We start from the raw sequence: 18,975 nt of genomic DNA on the forward strand, positions 1-18,975 counted from the left end.
TCTGGGTGTTTCTCGTTTTAAGGCGTCAATTTTAAGTATAATTGCATAGTAGTAAACGTGTTATGCAGGCGTTAAGTGCTAATTAAACAATAAAGGAACAAAATAACAAATGTCAGATATGAAAAAGGTGGTGTTATATGCGATTATTCCTGCAATTATTGCTGGGTTATTTGCTCTTATCCCCAAGATTTATGATGAAATGAATGAACCAAAAGCAAGTTTAGAGTACACTGTATTTAAAGGGCCTCTTCTCAGAACAGGAGAACAGTATAAAACTATTGTATCTATTGAAGTTGAAAATACTGGGAAAAAAGTATTATCAAATGCTGTTACCACTATTGAATCGTACGCTGAAATTGAATCTGAAAATTTAACTATTGAGTGCGGTAATACCACAATCAAAACGATTTCAGTCATGTTTAGCTTTTTCTACAGCCGCACTAAGCACAAATGAGTTAATGCTAGATATACCAGCAATAGCCGCAGCTTGAGACAGTCGTTCTTGTGTATCAATTGCGTGGTTTTCATTCCACATGACACCATCTTGTATCATAGAATTAAGTATGAAAACCATTTTTCTAACACCGGCAATAATAGCGAGTTTTTTGGGTTTAATTTTTGAAAGTTGTCATTATTGCTTTTGTTAAGTCAGTCGATCTTTCCCTGCATTCGTTGATATATCGTTATTTTATGAATGATATGAAATATCTAAGTAAAAGGTAATGGTCTGTCGCAAAAAATAACGAACCACTTCTTATTCACTTAATGTAGCCAAGGATAGTGATATTATCTGAGAGTTTCTTATCTTAAGGTATCAATATTAAGGATAATTGTATAGTAACAGACGTGCAACGCAGGTGTTAGTTGCCTACGTAATTTTAAAGGTATGAGTATGAATCAAGAGAAAATAGTTACTATTATTGAAGCTTTGGCTAATGGCATCGATCCAATCACAGGCGAGATGCTACCTGATAATTCACCATATAATCAACCAGAAGTTATTCGTGCTCTTTTTCAAGTAACTAAGTTAATACCGAAAGTTAAAAAATCGAAAAGAACAACTGAGCAAAAACAACAGGAAAACCTTGAAAAAGGGCTTCCCAAAAATTTTGGTTTAGCTTGGCTAGAGGATGACATTAACTCTGTAATTAATCAATATAAGTCAAATATTACGATTGATGATATTGCTAAAGAGCAAGCTAGGAAATCAAGTTCAATAATTGGTTTATTGAAAAAACAAGGGACTATAACAGAAGAGAAAGCTTTTTTTCTAGCTCAAAAATATAAGTAGCACTAATTACTCAGATAGATAAACACATCCTTTAAAATAAACCATATTATTGAGGCTTTTACTTCTTCATAGCAAAGCTCTACAACATTTATGATAATAGAATCAGTATCGCTTGAGGCTTAGGCTTATATTGACTACAATAGCGCACTTTTTATTTTCCATAGGCAACAAACATGAACGATATTAAATCGCAACCAGCTTTACCTGATCACCTTTCTGGCAATCCTCGTAGCCCGCATCATGTAGCAGAATGTTTTGAGCATCACATTGGCATTCGTCTTAATGGTAAAGAACGTACAGATGTTGAAGAATACTGCATCAGTGAAGGTTGGGTAAAAATCCCTTCACCAAAAGCACTAGATCGCCGTGGTCAGCCTCTTATGATCACACTAAAAGGCACAGTTGAAGCTTTTTATAAATAAGCAAAAGATATAACTCAACAATCATATAATTAAGTAATTAGCTGATTTTCCTGAGTGGTATTATCTCAAAAAGGGCCTAAAGAGATTTAGGCCTTTTTTAGCATCAAAATTTAGAACCAAAAAAAGCGACCTCAAAAGAGATCGCCTTAGTATACGTTGACTTACATTAACCTAATCAGTTAGAAAATCAAATGCGCCATACCAGCAATAACAGGTAACGTAATTAACGTACGTAGGATAAAGATAGCGAATAATTCAAAGATATTCACTGGGATCTTACTACCAAGTAATAGAGCACCGACTTCAGACATATAAATAAGCTGAGTTACAGACATAGCAGCGATAACAAAACGAGTCATCTCACTATCAATAGAAGCCGCAATTATTGATGGAATAAACATATCAGCAAAACCAACAACAATCGTTTGAGACGCTTCTACCGCATAAGGAACACCAAGTAATTCCAAGAAAGGAATAAAAGGCTGGCCTAATACTGAAAATACAGATGTATATTCAGCGATAACTAAAGCAATAGTGCCCAGCGCCATTACAACAGGTAATACACCGAAAACCATATCGACTGCATTTTTAACACCTTCACCAAATACACTACGGATAGAAGTCACTTTTGATGCTTTATTCATCGCCTGTTCAAGACCCCAAGAGAATGTAGTATAACCTTGAGGGATCACTTCAGCATCTGCAGCACGTTCAGTACCATCGATAAATAAATCTTTTTTACGGCTAAGAGGTGGAAGGCGAGGGATGATGATTGCCGCAACAACACCGGCTAGACATACCGTTAAGTAAAATGGTAAGAAATAGCTTTCTAATTCAACTTGCGCAATAACCACTAAGCTAAAGGTAATAGATACAGCAGAGAATGTCGTACCAACAACAGCAGCTTCACGTTGAGTATAAAATTTCTCTTCATATTGCTTGCTTGTTAAAAGAATACCAACAGAGCCATCACCTAACCAAGAAGCTATACAGTCAATAGCAGAACGTCCAGGCAAGTTGAAAATAGGGCGCATTATTTTACTTAAAAGAGCACCAAATAATTCCAATAAACCAAAGTTAAGTAATAAAGGAAGCAGTAAGCCTGCAAAAATAAAGACAGAGAATAAAACAGGCAACAGATCGTTAAGAACTAAACCACCAGTATTTGGTTCCCATATCGCTTCAGGACCAACTTGAAAGAAAACCATTGCAGCAGCGATGCCGCCAATTAAGCGAACCACAAACCAAAGAGGGGTAGGGTTAAGTAAACCAAATAAAAAGTCGTTATTTGTGATAATGCTAGGCTTAATAATCTTAGCCAGAATGGTAACCACAGACATCAACATAACGATGCCAGTAACTATTGCAACTAGATACTCACCAAACAAAGCTTGAATTGATTTTGCTAATACAGCAACAGGAATGGTGATATCACCGTTATAAGTGATCGGAGCCATAAATAGGAACAGACCAATCAACGATGGGATAAGAAACATTAGAAGATTCTTCTTCTTGCTCATTTGGGGTATCTCACTTGAATTTTGCATAAATCTCTCAATTACAACTAGTTAATAAAAAGCTAATCCTTAGCATTATTATTCACTAAACTTCCGTATTCATTCAGTTATTACGGAGAGTACACTGTTTTTTTTAAAAGTGGAATACTATTCATTAAAAAAAAGTATTTATTCACTTATACATGGTGATAACTATTGGATAGCATTTAAAACGCAACTGGATTGTTTGTTTTTTGTTACATTATGAAAATTAAATATAAAAAAGCCCCCGTGATTGGAGGCTATAATTGATAAGTTAGTTATTTAAAGTCTGCCACTCGCATTCTGTTTAATGTTGCCATAACTTCAATCACTCGAGGTTTAGCTAAATCACCATGCTTAGGCATCAACTCATACCAATTATCATGAAGTTGCTGAGCAATAAATTCAACAGGGTTAGATTCCCAACCTGGTGTTTGAGATAACTGGAACCACATCCAACCGATAGCATGAAGCTGAGCGGAAGATTGCAGCTGAGACATGGCGGTAATATCAACTAATTCACGACCAAAACGAAGCGTATTCTTGTTTCTTGCTTGAATACGGAATTTACCTTCTTGCAAAATAGCCTGAAGAGAAGAACGGTTTAACTGACGAGTTTGAGTTGGTAATAAATGCTCAGAACCTTCACGAACTCGCGTTGTAGGATGAGTCGCTACCACTTCTTTTGCTTTTACAGTGACATCAACGGCTTGGTAATCATGCATTTGAATCACGGTATCGGCAACATCAAGGTAATCACCAGAGCCACCCATAACTAGGATAGTTGATACATCTAACTCATCACGAAGTTGACCAATACGATCAACTAATGGCGTGATTGGCTCAGCTCCATTATTAACTAGTGCTTGCATGCGCTCATCACGGATCATGAAGTTGGTAGCAGACGTATCTTCATCAATTAATAATGTTTTTGCTTGAGCTTCTAAAGACTCTTGAAGCCACGCTGCTTGTGATGTAGAGCCAGATGCATCTTGAGTAGAGAAACACGTCGTATCTTTACCCATAGGCAGGTGATTAATGTAGTTCGATAGATTCAAACTGTGGACGCATCGGCCATCTTCAGCTTGAATTTTAGTCGTTGACTCTTCAGTAACGATATATTCACGACCATCACCAGGGATATGATCGTAAATAGAACGCTCTAATGCATTCAGTAATGTTGATTTACCATGAAAACCACCACCAACAATTAGCGTAATGCCTTTAGGTATCCCCATCCCTTTAATTAAGCCACGGTTTGGCGTCGATAATTCAACTTCTAAAGATTCAGGGCTTTGAAAAGCAATCGCGTCTTTCATTGGGCGATCATTATTACCTGCAATACGAGGTAAAATACTGCCATTAGCAACAAAAGCAACTAAGTTGTGTTCAGCTAACTGACGACGCAGCGCAACTTGATCAACAATAACTTGGCAGTGTGCTTTTAGCTCATCAATTGGTAACTCACGAGCCAATAAAGTACGACGGATATATTTTGGCATGTGGAATGTCAAAATATTAATCGCGCGTTTCGCTAAGATCTCACGACCATCAGCCGGTAAGTTCATGTTATAACGAAGTTCAATCCCTTCATCATCAAAAATAACCGATGTATGATCTAACACAGTTTGGCCAGAAAGCGCAATTGAAAGTGTCGTATCTTTCTCAAGCAGTTGACTAAAGTGACGAGCAAGGAAATCTCTTGCTGCACGTTGATAATCAAGAGACGTTTCTTGCAACCACTGAAGATGAGTTAGTGACCAAGCACGCTTCGCTCGAAGGCGAGAAGGCGGCGCATATGGGTCAGATTGAACATTATCAATAGATAAAGTGAAGTCGGTGAAGTCATACTCCCCCTTAATAGAGGTGTAACTACGGTAGTTTCTTTTTTCTAATTTTTTTAGCTTGGCTTCAAGATGTTCCATTAGATTCACATTATCAAATAAAGTTGTGAGCAGTATAACAAAATCCCAGTCATAATAAGAACTTCTTTCATGCCGATGTGAAAAATAACTCTACGACCAATGGCTAATTTACTTTCTAAAGACTTTCAAGCCATAGTAATGCTAGTAGGACGTAAAGGAGTACAATCATGAATGTTATAGTCACCACTTTAGAAAACCTATTCATCGCTTCTGGAGTGTTCTCTCTTTTGTTAGCCATTTCGCTATATGCCAAACGAACGGCTGATTGGGGAGGGGCGTGTTTACTTTTTGTAAAGCGCATTGATCTCTCCATTCAAGAATACAAGTGGTATCGCATTGGAGTGAGCGTATTTATTATTGGTGTTTTGATTCGAATTCTAAATTTAACGCTATAGGGCTAGAGATACTCACAGTTATCCACATTTTCTGTGGGTAACTATTTGAATAACCCTTTAACTGCATGAATATTAGGTGTTTTCACTCTGTGGCAAGCTTTTTTTTATGATATCCTATTATTTTTTTGTGACGCGAAGTAAAATAGACAAGTCAATAAAAAATAGCCTTGGATAGATAAGAATAAGATGGATAAATTTCAATCTCGCAAGAAAATTGCAATTATTGGTGGCGGGATCGCTGGTTCAAGTATTGCTATGTATTTATCAGAATATGACGTTGATATTGACGTGTTTGAACAAGGTACAAGTTTGGTTAATGGCCCTCCGATCTGCCACCTTCATGCGGGAGGTAACTTATACCGTGAAATCTCTGATGAGCAATGTATCACGCTGCTCACTGAATCTATCGACACTGTGCGTTATTTTCCACATACACTGAATGTCCGTCCTACCATTATCGCTATTCCTAAAATAGACAAAGGACACCCCGAAGCACTATTACCTCGCTTAAAGTTACTTCAAACCACATATTCAGAGCTAATTTCGAAAGATCAAACCAATCAAGTATTTGGCCCTGCAAACGACTATTTTAAAACGTACTCAAAAGAAGAATTACAAAAAATTGCGCGACGAACTCCAACCAATAATCCAACAACATTAGATGAGTGGCTAATTGGTTTTTCTAAACAAGTGGACCTAGAGCAGCTAAAATATCCTATAATTCTTGTGCAAGAACATGGTTTAAGTGTCTTTCGTATGGCAGCTACGGCGTTCTTAACTTTATCTTCTCAAAGTAATGTCACACTTAATTTCTCTAGTTCGGTCAATGGTGTGCTTAAAGAAACAGTAGATAACGGTGGTTGGATACTAAGTTACACACAAGACAAGCAGTCGCACTCAAAAAAGTTTGATTATGTGGTTAATAGTGCGGGATTTAAAACAGGCATAATCGATGATCTTGCTAATAAACCTAGAAAGAGATTAGTTGAATTTAAAGCTGCTTATGTCACGCATTGGAATAATGATAACTATGGCAAGTGGCCTGAAATTATTTTCCACGGTGAGCGTGGAACACCACAAGGCATGGCTCAATTTACCCCTTATCCAAATGGTTTTTTTCAACTGCATGGTATGACAGAAGAGATTACCTTATTTAAGAATGGGTTATCTGGTTCTTGTCATCTATCTGCACAACCAAAACTGTCTGAAGAGTTTAATAAAAAAATTAAAGAAGGGTGGGATAAGCAAGTCGAAGAAGACAGAACCGTAAAAGCCATCGCTCATCTTTCTCAATTCATGCCAGCATTTATCCAAGCGACACCAGCAGGGAAGGCATTATACGGAGCACAGCAGATCCCTGGAGATGATGTAACGTTAAGAGCGGCAAATGTATCGTATACACCTGATGGTTACTTTAGAGCAGAAATAGTAAAAGCGTCTTCTGCAATTACATGCGCTAAAGAGCTTAGTCGTTTACTGCAGCTTGATGTAAAAATAAATAGAGCACCTATTTATACCGAAAAGAAAATCGAGCTTGAAGCTGAAAGGTTAGCAAGTGAGCGAGGGTATCCAATAGAGTTAGCCCAGATATATTGATACGTGTAATTCAAACGTTGATATAATTCAATTCATTTACATTTTGAAAGTTGATGTATTTGCTCATTATTTAACTGAGCTTAAATATATTATGGCATACTGTCGCTAAATTAAGAAAATTTGATTGAATTTTCTGACTTTTTTGTTGAAAATAGCCACATAGAGACTTCTTCAGGGTGATATGTGGAATTTTTACTGAAACGTCGTTGGCCTAGATTTGAATGTAAAAAATCGGTTAATGCAAAAATATTTTGGGCTCACCGATTAATGCCATTTGTTAATATTAAATTAATGGATGTGTCAAAAAAAGGATTTGGTTTTACCAGTGAAAGGAAATTAAAAGAAGGTTGCTGTGAACTCAGAATTCGGTCATTCCCTAGTATGATTGGTGATATCGTCTATAGAAAAGAATTTGAAGATGAGAAAGGGGATACTCTGTATCAATATGGATTCTATTTAAGTACTCAACTACATAAGACACAAATTGAAAACTTAGGTTGTAAAGGTGTTATTGAGTTGGAGCACCTTGCTAAAGATAAAAGCAAAGAGTCACTTGGGTAATGGTCAACAGACTGAATTTTTAATTTTAAATAGCCCAAAACAGAGGAAATACTTAAGTAAAGCATGCTGTTGATTGGATTCTAGTGGGTGATAAATAGAACGATTAACGCATGCCATAGAATGCGTCTTTTCTAATACCTCAGAAAAACGGTCTTCTGAAAGCTGATTATGTATGCCTTGCTTTAGGTAACACTCATTTTGTTTCGGCAATATTCCTGTCCACCAGTGGTAAAGAGCTTTACTGCTGCGTGTACGATCAAACCAGTGATCGCATAAAATAGCGAGACTGTCTGTTACTTCAAACCCCAAATTATCTATTGTGTGTTTTATCGATGACAGCATTTGTGATTTAGCTTCTGTCTTGGCATTCAAAAATTGTGGATAAATAATCCATACTTTTTGCTTATCAATAAGAATAGAGTAAACAAAGATGTGGTGGACGGTATCGTGAAAAACAAGCTCGTTACTTATGGTACTGCCATTACACTTAGCAAGTGAGAGTAATCGTCGATTAAATGCGGCACTAAGATGTGCTGGCGACATTCCTCGATTGTGGATTGTAGGATAATGTGATTTACACAATGCCTTATAATCATCACTAAAGGCAGTAAGTGTGTTGATAAATAACGATTCTAACAAGAAAATACCTTATAAATAAATCAGTGTCGCTTGAGAATCGCTATTTATCAATGACCAATATTAATACAACGCTAATTATTGTGTTGTTTGTCTACAATTAGCGCATATTATTTTTTCTAGCGATTTTCAAAACGATTATAATCAAGCAACCCAGCCTCGATAGGATTATGTGTTTTATACCACTCTGTTAATTCATCACTGTAAGGCCAAAATTTTACTGAACTTCGTCGGATTGCAAATCGGTCAAGAAGGGCAATATAGTCGTCTTCTGAGCTAATATTACGCAGTTGTGCGATAAACTGTTTTAACTGTGATTCTTTTATCTCTAAGAACACGGCAGGGTAACTACCAACAATACCGTATAGAATTGAGAAATGATCTTGTTCAGGCATTCTATTACTCTCTTCATTAAACAAAGAGGAAATATTTTTATGCGCACTGGTATTAAATAAAGTAAAAAACTCACTGTGATTATCAGTATCAGCAATAATTTTTACTGTAATAATCTGTGGTAGATGCTGTAAACCAGAGCCTTGTATCGTATCTATCGTTTTTAATAATGTATGCGACGTATTCGTCAGTTTTGAGTTTGTGACATCGTAACGTTGAGATACATTTGAACCAATATGGTTACCTAACAGAGCAAATAACTCATCTTTTGGATTATCCGATACATAGTTTATACGAGTAGGTTGTTCAAATGGTTGAACATCTCGTTGTAAATACTTACTCAATTGTGGAGATGGATCTTGATACCAACTCTGCCACTCTTTTTTACGATCTTTTCTTGGAAGTAGAGTTAAAAAGTTAGTTTCCCCTTCCATTCGCAAGAAGTCCATATACATTCGGGTCATCAATTGGTGACCAAAATTACCATATACGTCAAAACCAGCAACCAAAAGGTAATGGATCCTCTCTAATAAGGCATAGTCAATAACCCATGCGGTTTTAGGGGTAGGGCCATTTAATCCTTTAATGACGGATGCGCTATCAAAATGACGATAAATCGTTAAGGCTGCATTGTTATTATTATCACCGCCATCCCAAATAAGTTCAGGTGTTAGATGCTGACCGTCTTTAAATACTTGGTTTAAATACGTATTCTTATCTTTAAGATAACGTGCTTGATTACGAGAATATTGTATCCAACTGGTAATAGGAACGGTTGTACTCTCTAGTTCGGCCGGTAACGCCAGGTTTTGTTTTTGCTCTCTATAAAACTGTTCGACGTTGGGGTTATCCGATATTTTAGGATCAACAAAAAACACCCAAAAATGGTCATTAATAACATTTAGGGCTAACTGTCCACGGCAAACTGGTCCCTTAATAAATCCTTGAATTGTGTCTTGGGCTTCATCAAGTAAATAGTTATAGCGAGAGTTAACAGGTAAATCAACAAACGTCGTCAGCGGGTTCGCCGCAATTTCTGTTGAATAGCTAGGCAGACTAGTTACAGTGTAACTTTCCTGTATAAACCATTTGTCCCATTTACTAAAGCGCTCTTGATCGAGCAAATAAGGCATATGTGTTTTATCTACTATAGTACTTCTAACTGGAGTAATTCGATAATAAACACGATCAACGTTTGGATTATCATATGGTCGACGAGTCGCTATTAAAGAGATCTTTTCACCAGGAGGGGTTGCCGAACGAACCAACTTAAAAAAACGTAAGGTATCAGGGTCACTCGAAAAATATAAATGATTTAAAAATAAATGTTCATACAAATATCGACTGGTCAGTTGCTGTTTTAAACTGTCGCCATTAAAAAAAGATTCCCAATGTGCGATGTTTCTTTTTTCATCCTGAGACAGTGGGGCAATATCACTTGTCTGAGCCCCTTTTTCCAACCATGTTACTAGTAGATCATGTTCTGAATGACTTAACTCTGGCATCCCATAAGGCATTCCCCAGCTAGGATATTGAGATTCATAATCAGACATTTCTTCAATTGTAGGGCATTGTTGGTCTCTATCGACAGCAAAGTCATAACCCGTTAATTGTTTTTCGTCTGCTAGTGGATTATTTTGTTTTAACGTTAGCATACGAGCCATCACACTAGCTTCAGTATTGGCTATTGATGTTTGTTCTCGCTCATTAAAAATAGGGGAGAAACCAATATCACGCCACTCTTGAGTTGTTTGAGCGTCTTCAAATAAACGAGTAGGATTTGCTGCGACAAGCCTCGTGCCTTGATAAATAAGTGTTTTGTGAGCACCGCGATCCATACCTTCAGCGGATGACATTTTTAATTGGCAAGGTGCATCATAACAAGCATGACAAACAACACAGCGCTTATCGATTAAAGGCTTAACCTCATTAAGATACTGTAAACTATCAGGAGTGTTATATTCATTAAGTCGTTGTTGGACAGATTGTTTGCCAAAAAGTTGGTCGTAATTATAAGTGGCGTAGGTCGCACAGCCGGAAAAAATGACAACAAAAAGAATAAGCAACGAGCGGTTAGATAATAACATAAGCACATCCATGGAAAAAGAGAGGGCTAATTATAGTAAGAAATCAAAAGAAAAACAAAAAAGCCCGCTTACTTTTCAGTAAACGGGCTTGATTTTGCTTAAGAAAATTAAGCTGTAGCAGGGCTTAATTGCTGTGCTTTTTCTTCAGATATTGGTTTTGTAACAAGCGCTAGAACAATGGCAACACCAACCATTACTGCAGAGATGGTGTAAGCAAGTGCATAGTCACCGCCTTGAGTCATAGAGTAACCAACAACAGCAGCACCGATTGCACCACCAATGCCCCATGATGTGTAAAGTACACCATAGTTAGTTCCGTAGTTTTTCAGACCGTAAAACTCAGCAGTTAATGATGGGAATACAGCCAGTAGAGTACCGTAACCAACAGCAGCAACAGCAGTACCAACGATAAGCATTACTTCACTGTCATACATGCTGAATAACGCCATATTTGCACCTTGCAGAACAAATGCGATTAGTAGTGTTTTAACACCACCAATTTTATCAGAAAGCATACCAGCAGCAACACGACCGCCTGAATTGAACACAGCAAGAAGAGATGCTAAGTAAACTGCATTTGGAAGGTTAGCTTGCATGCTTGCGATAGTGGTGATGTTGCCAATGATCATAAGGCCTGCAGAAGCAGCAAACGCGTACATAATCCATAACGAATAGAATTGTGGCGTTTTAAGCATTGCTTTCCAGTTTAAATCCATTGGTTTACGTGTAGCAACAGGCGCTTTACCTGCTTTTACTTTTGGTTCTTCAGGTTGGTAGCCTTCTGGTGGATTATTAATTGTTGTCGCTAGTGGAACCGCAATAATAAGGATTGCGATACCAAGAACTAAAAAGCTAGTTTGGATGCCGTACATTGAAATAAGTGCAGAGGTTACAGGTGCTAAGTAAATAGCAGCAAGGCCAAAACCAGCAGCAATTAAACCATTAACCATGCCTTTTTTAGAAGGGTGGAACCACTTCATAGCAGATGGAGCAAGACAAGCGTAACCAAAGCCAATACCGGCACCTGTCATAACACCAAACGTTAAGTTCAGCATGAAAACAGTGTCAGCAAAGCTTGATGCGATCATGCCTAGGCCAACTAAGATTGTACCGAAGATCAAGATTAGGCGAGGACCCATACGGTCTTGAAGGATACCAGCAACCAGAAGGCAGATAGAAAAAGTGATTGTTGCTGTTGCATAAGGTTGAGACGCTTGTGACGCCGTCCAGCCCATATCAGTAACAAGAGCTTTGTTGAATACGCTCCATGCGTAAAGAATTCCTAAACATAGGTTAATACAGAAGCCTGCAAGCAGGATACGCATTGCTTTATCGATATTTTTCATCGCAATCTCAGTGAGTTGAAAGTTTATTACAATTATATGTATGTTTTTATAACTGATTCTTAGAAACATGACGGGCGTCACGTTGATCTGCGCGGAGTTTATCAGCACTTTATATGTATTGGAATAGCTTGTATGAAAATTACACCACATTTTTTCAATCTAATATTGCATATTTGACGACGTCATTTTATTGGCGAGCAATGGCAGTAAATTGTCAGATTTATGTAAAATTATGATCTGTCGTCTATTTTTACAATTAATTACTTGATAATATCCGCGGCGTTAAAACGTAACCAATAATATGAGAAAAAGATGAACTTCAAAAAAATTAAAATCGCAGTGGCAGTAACATTAGGTATAACAACACTTACCGGTTGTATGGGACAAATGGGGATATCAAAGCTTGTTGCTTTTGGTAACCTTAAAGCAGTAGATAACCGTTATGGGCGTGCTGGATTATACATTCTATTAGGTCCTGTATACGGTGTTGCTGCATTTGCCGATCTTTTTGTTTTTAACTCAATTGAATTTTGGACTGGTAAAAATATCATCACAGGAAAAAGTCCAGCAGTCGTTGATACTGATGTTGGTGGTGCAGTATTTAAAGTGAATGATAAAATTGATTCTTCAATGACTAAAGCGCCAATTGCGCCGCTTCAAGTAAATAACAATGTAAAAAATGCTTCGTTTAATCAAATTGATGAAAATACATTAGAGATGCATGTTGCATTGCTAGATGGTACTCAACAAGTTCTTCGTGGTGAGAAAAAAGACGACAGCGTTGCTTTCTATCTTGATGGTAATTACATCACTACCGTAGAAGTTGAAGAACTAGAAAGTTATGTAGCGGCATCGCAAGCATAATCTAAATCTAATCTTAATTAATATAAAAGCACTCATTTTTGAGTGCTTTTTTGTATGAGTTCAAAATAATTAAAATTAATTGTATCTCACACAGAACGCTCTCATTAACCATTGAGTAACATTTCACGTGTCATTTATAAGACATTAAAAAATAATGACTGAATGTAGGTGGTTTATCCAAAAAAAAACAATTTAGCGCAACAAGTTTGCAACAAAATACCAATTTCCGTCTAGTTGATATTTGATAAAAAAGCGATAAGATACAGCGAAAACAAAGATTCCAAAATTGAAAGGATGCTCTCAATTATTTTCGAGGTCTATATGATGAAATTACTATTAATCTTTTTAGTTTCAACCTTAGGTGGCGTTGCAGCTGCTGAGCACTTTCATTCTTTTCTTTTAGGTTTAAGTATCGCGAGCTTAGCGGTAGGTTGCTGTCATTGGTTTGCTTTTAGAACGACTCGTTATCCGCAAATGGCACTATTACTTTTAATGCTTGGCTTATTCTCAAAAATGGCCGTAACCATTGTCGGTGTTATGATGGCGTTAGATGCTGAGCTGATCACTTCTCCATTTATTTTTGCTGTCTCATATCTTTTCTTTTCAATCGTAGCCACATACCTATGGTTCAAAATTAAAGATCGTAAAATTTCCCAACCTTTATTAGATAAAAAAGCGGGCCTCATGTAAAAGTGGCGCGTTTATAGAAGATAAGAAGGAGCTTTTTAGCTCCTTTTTTTGTTTTTGTATAATGCTGTACTGTATCTATACTAAAGGTTACTTGATATAGTGTTGACAGTTTTAGTTTATAAGGGTTTTTAGATGGCAATTTCCATCTTAATTTGTGACGATTCAGCTTTAGCTCGTAAACAATTAGCGCGAGTTATTCCATCTTCGTGGGGGGCAACGATAGAATTTGCTCATCATGGTTGGGATGCTATTAGTAAACTTGAAGCTACGTCATATGATCTTCTGCTTCTTGATTTAACCATGCCAGAGCTAGATGGTTATGGAACATTAGAACAAATCAATGTACGTAATATATCCACACAAGTCGTTGTTGTTTCCGGTGATATTCAACCAAAAGCTCAACAGCGAGTATTCACGCTTGGTGCTAAAGCATTTATTAAAAAACCTGTTGATAAAGAGACATTAATATCTACCCTTACTTCTATTGGTATTCAACCTGAACGTCAACAGACTTATTTGTTACAACCAATAACGTCAATTCAACTACGTCGTCGTGATATTTATTTAGAAGTGGTCAATGTCGCGATTGGTCGTGCTGCTGATTCATTAGCACGTCATTTTGATGTCTTTGTTCATATGCCTTTGCCTAACGTTAATTTGTTTGAAATGAGTGAATTACAGATGACATTGCGCCATTTAGCAAATAATCAAGAGATGTCTGGTGTTTGTCAGGGCTTTAGCGGTGAGGGTATAGCAGGAGAAGCCCTGGTATTATTGAGTGACTCAAGTGTCTCTGACTTAACTAAATTAATGGATTACCCACAATCTGATGATGCAAGCCTAGAGTTAGAGCTTTTAATGGATGTTTCTAACATTTTAGTCGGTGCTTTTTTGAAAGGGATAGGTGAACAAGCCGAAGTTCGTTTTTTCCAGAGTGCCCCGGTATTGCTTGGTCAGCACATTTCTATTGATAGTGTAATTGAATCCACTAACGGCTCATTTAATCGTTTAATGGCGTTTGAAGTCAGCTATAACATTGATGGAACTGACATTAAATGCGATATGTTGCTGATGATTGTAGATGAATCACTTCCAATTTTAGACAACAAGTTAGCTTATTTACTGGATGATGAATAATGAATGGGATCCCTGCAGAGTTTGAACAGTTTCACTGGATGGTCGACATGGTACAAAACGTTGATGTCGGTCTTATTGTTGTGGATAAAGAGTTTAACATTCATCTTTGGAATGGATTTATGACACATCATAGCGGAAAACAAGCTCATGATGTGATGGGTAAATCTTTGTTTGAGGTATTTCCTGAAATTAATGATGCCTGGTTTAAAGCTAAATCAAAACCTGTATTTGATTTAGGTACACGCAGTTTTATTATTTGGCGACAAAGACCTTATCTATTTCGTTGTCGTAATGTTCGACCAATCACTCAACAAAGTAAATTCATGTATCAAAATGTCACGCTAAACCCAATGAGAAGTACAACGGGTGAAATAAAAGCTATATTTTTAGCGGTTGAGGATGTGACAGCAGAGGCATTAGCTGAGCAAGCAAATCAATAAAGATTGTAATATAGAATAAAAAATGGAGGCTAATAGGCCTCCATTTTTGTAGCTAAGCGAGATGATTATTTATTCGCTTTTTTGTCTGCTTCTGTTAAATCACGGATTTTACGGCTGATATCACGACGAGATTTAGAAATTTCAGCACTTTTGATGATGTGATCATCAACGCGATCTTCGTAATCAGCTTTCATGTTTTGTACTACAGCAATGATTTCGTCAGTAGACATCGTTGGGTGAATATAATCCAACATATTTTCTAAAAGCGTCACACGCTTTTGGTTATCACGAATTTTCTTTTGATTGTCTTGCAATTCACGTTTTAGTTTATTCTTACGACGAGCTTGGTTGATGATTTCAAAAACGTTGTTCATTTTTATATCCTATAATATTTAATAGCTACTTTCTTGATTAAATCATAAATGCAGTGTTAAAAACAATAACAAGATCAATACAGTTCTAAAAAATAAATTAAGACGCAGTTAAACCGCCATCTTCTCTTTCTCTGCATCAGGTTTAGTTTCTGTAATTTTAGTTACTTTTTCAATATCAACTACTTCACGATTTTCACCGATCAGTAAACCACCTTTCTCGATAGTCAATTGTTGAGTTTGCATTGTACCTTTGAATTTACCTTTAGGCTGGATATTCACTTCACCACCTTGGCATGTACCTTCAACTAAACCATTAATTAGTACCAACCCAGCTTTAATGTCGCCTTGGACACGACCAGAAGGAGTAATAATGACTTCAGCTTCAGTTGAGATGTTACCATGAACAAAGCCGTCAATTTGAATGCTATGCTCAGATTCAATGTTACCTATAACTCGGCAACCTTTGGCTATGATAGATAAAGAGGCTGAGGTAGACCGACTACTAAAAAGGCCCATATGTATTTCTCCAATTGATATTAAACTAACGAAAGAATACTATCATGGATAGAACAGGGGATAACTACTATTTATAGACTCAACCGTTTTATTTAGTAATATAGCTCACACTTTTATCGTATGCATCATCGAATAAAGTAAAAGGAATCATAAGAATGAGAATTATCACTCAGGCAGAAGTACGTGTTATTGGCTGTTTAATAGAAAAAGAAATCACCACACCAGAACATTACCCATTAACATTAAATGCACTAACTAACGCATGTAACCAAAAGAGCAGTCGTGACCCTGTCACTTCAATGACGGATTCAAATGTATTAGATGTACTTAATGCTCTGATTAAAGATCGATTAGTGACTGATGAGTCTCGTGGAAACTCAAGAGTTGCTAAATATCAGCACCGTTTTTGTAACACCGAATTTGGTAGTCTTAAATTGTCTTCGCAAGAGATTGCTATTTTATGTGTGCTTTTTTTACGTGGTCCTCAAACACCAGGTGAGCTAAGAACAAGAACGCAACGTTTATATGAATTTGAAAATGTTGCACAGGTTGAGGCTGTTTTGAATAAGTTAGCCGCAGATGAACTCTCACCTAAAGTCGTTAAGCTATCAAAAGAGCCTGGCAAACGGGAAGCTCGATATGGTCACTTATTTTGCGGCGAGCTGAGTGACAGCATCACAGATCCTGATATTCAAGAGACTTCGACACAAAATGAAGACAAAAATTTGCGAATTGAACAATTAGAGAATGACGTTTCTCAATTACGCGCTGAACTGGATGAGTTAAAACAATTAGTTAATCAGGTTCTCTCTTAGTTACATGACGGAACTCAAATCTAGCTGGACACTTTATTTAATACGAACACGATCTAACAGTTTATATTGTGGTATCACGAATAATTTACCACGTCGCTTTGAAATGCATAAAGCAGGCAAAGGGGCGGAGTATTTACGCGGAAAAGGCCCTCTAACCTTAGTGTGGTCACACAATGTTGAGTCAAAATCACACGCGTTAAAATATGAGTACCGGATAAAAAAAATGACCAAGGCTTCAAAAGAAGCCTTAGTCAATCAAACAGGAAGTTTACCTAGCCTTGACTAAGCACTGAGTTACTAATCGTAGATAGTCGGGATAGGTTGACGTTTATGCTGAGATAGTCGGTAGATAGTAATCAATTTAGCTTCAGCTTCAGCTTCAATTTTCTTACCTTCTAAAAAATCATCTATTTGGTCATAAGTAACCGACAGTGAATCTTCATCCGCTTTTTGAGGGGCCAGTTCTTCTAGATCAGCGGTTGGCACTTTTTTTACTAGCTGCTCAGGAGCACCTAACGCGGCTGCAATGCTTCTTATCTGACGTTTGTTTAAACCAAATAGAGGGGCCAAGTCACAGGCACCATCACCAAACTTAGTGTAAAACCCTGTAATGTTTTCGGCCGAGTGATCGGTTCCTAATACTAAACCGCCAACATAACCTGCGACTTCATATTGAGCTATCATTCGTGCGCGTGCTTTTACATTGCCTTTTACAAAATCTATTTTTGCAGGATCGGTAGGAAGTAAACCAGTATGTTCAAGAGCGATATGATTCGCTTTGTGTAAGCCGTCAACCCCGTCTTTAATGTTAATGCTAATTGACTGAGAAGGTTGAATAAAAGACAAGGCTAACTGAGCTTCATCTTCGTCTTTTTGGATACCATAAGGTAAACGAACTGCGATAAATTGGTATTTGTCCGTTTCAAACTCTTGATTTAACTCATTAATTGCAATTTGAGCTAATCGCCCGCAAGTTGTTGAGTCGACACCACCGCTGATCCCAAGAATTAGCGATTTACAATGAGATTGAATTAGTTTTGATTTAATAAAATCGACGCGAGTTTTAATTTCTTGAACTGGGTCAATTGATTCTTTTACTTTCATTTCTTCAACAATCTGCTGTTGCATTGTTATTCCTTTACTCTTTATTGAGGCGATTAACACTTAAGTAGAATAATCATACTGAATTAAATCAATTAATAACAGCCTAATAGTGTTCTCACATAGCCATCGACATAAATTTCACTTATGCTGATTAATAATATCAACAATAACGAGATTAAAAATGAAGATTGCAGTATTTGGTAGCGCCTTTAATCCACCATCATTAGGTCACAAGAGTGTAATTGAACGCCTTGGGCACTTTGACAAAGTGTTGCTAGTACCAAGTATCTCACACGCATGGGGTAAAGCGATGCTGCCTTATGAAAGTCGGCTTAACATGATTACCGCGTTTATTTCTGACTTAGCGTTGAGTAACGTTGAGTTATCTACTTTAGAAAAAGAGATCCACATTCCAGAGCAAAACGTCACCACTTTTTCTCTTTTAAAAACGCTTCAAGAATTACACAGTAATGCTGACATTACCTTTATCATCGGCCCAGATAACTTACTTAAGTTCGACAAGTTTTTCAAAGCGGATGAGATAATAAAACGTTGGAGTGTTATGGCTTGTCCAGAAACATTACCAATTAGAAGTACCGATATAAGAAATACAATACAACGTGGTGAGGATATCTCTCACTTAACAACAAAAGGCGTCCAAGAATACATTTCTAGACACCAATTATACGAGTAATCGTTTATGAAAATACAAGTGGCTTAAATATGCGTGTTGCGGCGTAGATAAACAATGCTCGCTTTCGTATTAATTATCAATGGGATGACCGAACTGATGTTCAGGTGTTCATGCCATTTGAGATCCCTTTCCAATAACGAAAAATCGAGCA

21 protein-coding genes and 1 pseudogene are annotated in these 18,975 nt (G+C 37.1%); 13 read left to right on the plus strand and 9 right to left on the minus strand.

The genetic code is table 11. From position 1 onward, the window contains the following. Positions 1-109: 109 nt before the first annotated feature. Positions 110-454 (plus strand): hypothetical protein, encoded by a 345-nt coding sequence (locus PVK62_RS15395; RefSeq protein WP_274445196.1) that lies wholly within the window; start codon positions 110-112, stop codon positions 452-454. Here the strand turns inward: PVK62_RS15395 and PVK62_RS15400 are convergent. Continuing rightward, positions 419-535 (minus strand): annotated as a pseudogene (locus tag PVK62_RS15400) (type II toxin -antitoxin system TacA 1-like antitoxin); the annotation flags it as partial. The gene PVK62_RS15395 and the pseudogene PVK62_RS15400 overlap by 36 nt on opposite strands. A gap of 357 nt (positions 536-892) precedes the next feature. On the opposite strand from PVK62_RS15400, the gene PVK62_RS15405 reads away from it, so the two are divergent. Next, the gene (locus PVK62_RS15405) at positions 893-1,291 is read left to right on the plus strand and encodes a hypothetical protein (RefSeq protein ID WP_274445197.1); all 399 of its coding nucleotides are present in this window, start codon (positions 893-895) and stop codon (positions 1,289-1,291) included. A gap of 173 nt (positions 1,292-1,464) precedes the next feature. Next, entirely contained in the window at positions 1,465-1,713 is a 249-nt protein-coding gene (locus PVK62_RS15410; RefSeq protein ID WP_105055996.1) for a DUF3297 family protein, read from the plus strand. Positions 1,714-1,892: 179 nt separating this feature from the next. Here PVK62_RS15410 and PVK62_RS15415 read toward each other — a convergent pair whose 3' ends face one another. Together PVK62_RS15415 and PVK62_RS15420 are read right to left on the minus strand one after the other, a co-directional pair. Next, positions 1,893-3,260, minus strand: coding sequence for a YjiH family protein (locus PVK62_RS15415; protein ID WP_274445198.1), 1,368 nt, complete (start codon positions 3,258-3,260; stop codon positions 1,893-1,895). 269 nt (positions 3,261-3,529) lie between these two features. Then, positions 3,530-5,176, minus strand: coding sequence for an ABC-ATPase domain-containing protein (locus PVK62_RS15420; protein ID WP_274445199.1), 1,647 nt, complete (start codon positions 5,174-5,176; stop codon positions 3,530-3,532). Between the two features lie 167 nt (positions 5,177-5,343). Between PVK62_RS15420 and PVK62_RS15425 the strand changes: the two genes are divergently transcribed. The 3 genes from PVK62_RS15425 (at position 5,344) to PVK62_RS15435 (ending at position 7,728) form a co-directional block, all read left to right on the plus strand. Continuing rightward, entirely contained in the window at positions 5,344-5,571 is a 228-nt protein-coding gene (locus tag PVK62_RS15425; RefSeq protein WP_274445200.1) for a hypothetical protein, read from the plus strand. A gap of 186 nt (positions 5,572-5,757) precedes the next feature. Beyond that, positions 5,758-7,167 carry an FAD-dependent oxidoreductase gene (locus PVK62_RS15430; protein ID WP_274445201.1) on the plus strand — a complete coding sequence of 470 codons (1,410 nt, stop codon included), beginning with the start codon at positions 5,758-5,760 and terminating at the stop codon, positions 7,165-7,167. Between the two features lie 183 nt (positions 7,168-7,350). Further along, complete coding sequence (locus tag PVK62_RS15435) at positions 7,351-7,728, plus strand: hypothetical protein (RefSeq protein WP_274445202.1); 378 nt, start codon at positions 7,351-7,353, stop codon at positions 7,726-7,728. 3 nt (positions 7,729-7,731) lie between these two features. Here PVK62_RS15435 and PVK62_RS15440 read toward each other — a convergent pair whose 3' ends face one another. From PVK62_RS15440 to PVK62_RS15450, 3 genes are all read right to left on the minus strand, one after another. Then, positions 7,732-8,367, minus strand: coding sequence for a hypothetical protein (locus PVK62_RS15440; RefSeq protein ID WP_274449484.1), 636 nt, complete (start codon positions 8,365-8,367; stop codon positions 7,732-7,734). 116 nt (positions 8,368-8,483) lie between these two features. Continuing rightward, positions 8,484-10,844: a fatty acid cis/trans isomerase gene (locus PVK62_RS15445; RefSeq protein WP_274445204.1), complete on the minus strand. Its 2,361-nt coding sequence runs from the start codon at positions 10,842-10,844 to the stop codon at positions 8,484-8,486. Positions 10,845-10,951: 107 nt separating this feature from the next. Beyond that, entirely contained in the window at positions 10,952-12,190 is a 1,239-nt protein-coding gene (locus tag PVK62_RS15450; protein ID WP_274445205.1) for an L-lactate MFS transporter, read from the minus strand. A gap of 312 nt (positions 12,191-12,502) precedes the next feature. On the opposite strand from PVK62_RS15450, the gene PVK62_RS15455 reads away from it, so the two are divergent. The 4 genes from PVK62_RS15455 to PVK62_RS15470 all read left to right on the plus strand — a co-directional run bounded on the left by PVK62_RS15455 (position 12,503) and on the right by PVK62_RS15470 (position 15,321). Next, positions 12,503-13,054: a DUF3332 domain-containing protein gene (locus PVK62_RS15455; RefSeq protein ID WP_274445206.1), complete on the plus strand. Its 552-nt coding sequence runs from the start codon at positions 12,503-12,505 to the stop codon at positions 13,052-13,054. A gap of 324 nt (positions 13,055-13,378) precedes the next feature. Next, entirely contained in the window at positions 13,379-13,744 is a 366-nt protein-coding gene (locus PVK62_RS15460) for an NADH:ubiquinone oxidoreductase (protein ID WP_274445231.1), read from the plus strand. Positions 13,745-13,876: 132 nt separating this feature from the next. Further along, complete coding sequence (locus tag PVK62_RS15465; protein WP_274445207.1) at positions 13,877-14,881, plus strand: response regulator; 1,005 nt, start codon at positions 13,877-13,879, stop codon at positions 14,879-14,881. Then, complete coding sequence (locus PVK62_RS15470; protein ID WP_274445208.1) at positions 14,881-15,321, plus strand: PAS domain-containing protein; 441 nt, start codon at positions 14,881-14,883, stop codon at positions 15,319-15,321. Before PVK62_RS15465 ends, PVK62_RS15470 begins: the two co-directional genes overlap by 1 nt. Positions 15,322-15,386: 65 nt before the next feature. On the opposite strand, the gene PVK62_RS15475 is transcribed toward PVK62_RS15470, so the two are convergent. Then, a complete protein-coding gene (locus PVK62_RS15475) occupies positions 15,387-15,695 on the minus strand; it encodes a DUF496 family protein (protein WP_060993732.1) in 309 nt (102 codons plus the stop codon). 108 nt (positions 15,696-15,803) lie between these two features. Beyond that, positions 15,804-16,211 (minus strand): bactofilin family protein, encoded by a 408-nt coding sequence (locus PVK62_RS15480; RefSeq protein ID WP_274445209.1) that lies wholly within the window; start codon positions 16,209-16,211, stop codon positions 15,804-15,806. Between the two features lie 155 nt (positions 16,212-16,366). On the opposite strand from PVK62_RS15480, the gene PVK62_RS15485 reads away from it, so the two are divergent. After that, positions 16,367-17,026, plus strand: a complete 660-nt coding sequence (locus tag PVK62_RS15485; protein WP_274445210.1) for a YceH family protein — start codon at positions 16,367-16,369, stop codon at positions 17,024-17,026. A gap of 4 nt (positions 17,027-17,030) precedes the next feature. Beyond that, on the plus strand, positions 17,031-17,312 hold the full coding sequence (locus PVK62_RS15490) for a GIY-YIG nuclease family protein (protein WP_274445211.1): 282 nt from the start codon (positions 17,031-17,033) through the stop codon (positions 17,310-17,312). Positions 17,313-17,323: 11 nt separating this feature from the next. Here PVK62_RS15490 and nadE read toward each other — a convergent pair whose 3' ends face one another. Further along, on the minus strand, positions 17,324-18,154 hold the full coding sequence (gene nadE / locus PVK62_RS15495; protein WP_274445212.1) for an ammonia-dependent NAD(+) synthetase: 831 nt from the start codon (positions 18,152-18,154) through the stop codon (positions 17,324-17,326). Between the two features lie 157 nt (positions 18,155-18,311). On the opposite strand from nadE, the gene PVK62_RS15500 reads away from it, so the two are divergent. Further along, on the plus strand, positions 18,312-18,824 hold the full coding sequence (locus PVK62_RS15500) for a nicotinate-nicotinamide nucleotide adenylyltransferase (protein WP_274445213.1): 513 nt from the start codon (positions 18,312-18,314) through the stop codon (positions 18,822-18,824). Positions 18,825-18,975 lie beyond the last annotated feature (151 nt).

Source organism: Aliivibrio sp. S3MY1 (assembly GCF_028765575.1).
Classification (GTDB): domain Bacteria; phylum Pseudomonadota; class Gammaproteobacteria; order Enterobacterales; family Vibrionaceae; genus Aliivibrio.

Bases quoted from the DNA above. Each gene is read 5' to 3' on its own strand.
- PVK62_RS15395 (WP_274445196.1), top strand. From the start codon at position 110: ATGTCAGATATGAAAAAGGTGGTGTTATATGCGATTATTCCTGCAATT.
- PVK62_RS15405 (WP_274445197.1), top strand. From the start codon at position 893: ATGAATCAAGAGAAAATAGTTACTATTATTGAAGCTTTGGCTAATGGC.
- PVK62_RS15410 (WP_105055996.1), top strand. From the start codon at position 1,465: ATGAACGATATTAAATCGCAACCAGCTTTACCTGATCACCTTTCTGGC.
- PVK62_RS15415 (WP_274445198.1), bottom strand. From the start codon at position 3,260: ATGCAAAATTCAAGTGAGATACCCCAAATGAGCAAGAAGAAGAATCTT.
- PVK62_RS15420 (WP_274445199.1), bottom strand. From the start codon at position 5,176: ATGGAACATCTTGAAGCCAAGCTAAAAAAATTAGAAAAAAGAAACTAC.
- PVK62_RS15425 (WP_274445200.1), top strand. From the start codon at position 5,344: ATGAATGTTATAGTCACCACTTTAGAAAACCTATTCATCGCTTCTGGA.
- PVK62_RS15430 (WP_274445201.1), top strand. From the start codon at position 5,758: ATGGATAAATTTCAATCTCGCAAGAAAATTGCAATTATTGGTGGCGGG.
- PVK62_RS15445 (WP_274445204.1), bottom strand. From the start codon at position 10,844: ATGTTATTATCTAACCGCTCGTTGCTTATTCTTTTTGTTGTCATTTTT.
- PVK62_RS15450 (WP_274445205.1), bottom strand. From the start codon at position 12,190: ATGAAAAATATCGATAAAGCAATGCGTATCCTGCTTGCAGGCTTCTGT.
- PVK62_RS15455 (WP_274445206.1), top strand. From the start codon at position 12,503: ATGAACTTCAAAAAAATTAAAATCGCAGTGGCAGTAACATTAGGTATA.
- PVK62_RS15460 (WP_274445231.1), top strand. From the start codon at position 13,379: ATGAAATTACTATTAATCTTTTTAGTTTCAACCTTAGGTGGCGTTGCA.
- PVK62_RS15465 (WP_274445207.1), top strand. From the start codon at position 13,877: ATGGCAATTTCCATCTTAATTTGTGACGATTCAGCTTTAGCTCGTAAA.
- PVK62_RS15470 (WP_274445208.1), top strand. From the start codon at position 14,881: ATGAATGGGATCCCTGCAGAGTTTGAACAGTTTCACTGGATGGTCGAC.
- PVK62_RS15475 (WP_060993732.1), bottom strand. From the start codon at position 15,695: ATGAACAACGTTTTTGAAATCATCAACCAAGCTCGTCGTAAGAATAAA.
- PVK62_RS15480 (WP_274445209.1), bottom strand. From the start codon at position 16,211: ATGGGCCTTTTTAGTAGTCGGTCTACCTCAGCCTCTTTATCTATCATA.
- PVK62_RS15485 (WP_274445210.1), top strand. From the start codon at position 16,367: ATGAGAATTATCACTCAGGCAGAAGTACGTGTTATTGGCTGTTTAATA.
- PVK62_RS15490 (WP_274445211.1), top strand. From the start codon at position 17,031: ATGACGGAACTCAAATCTAGCTGGACACTTTATTTAATACGAACACGA.
- nadE (WP_274445212.1), bottom strand. From the start codon at position 18,154: ATGCAACAGCAGATTGTTGAAGAAATGAAAGTAAAAGAATCAATTGAC.
- PVK62_RS15500 (WP_274445213.1), top strand. From the start codon at position 18,312: ATGAAGATTGCAGTATTTGGTAGCGCCTTTAATCCACCATCATTAGGT.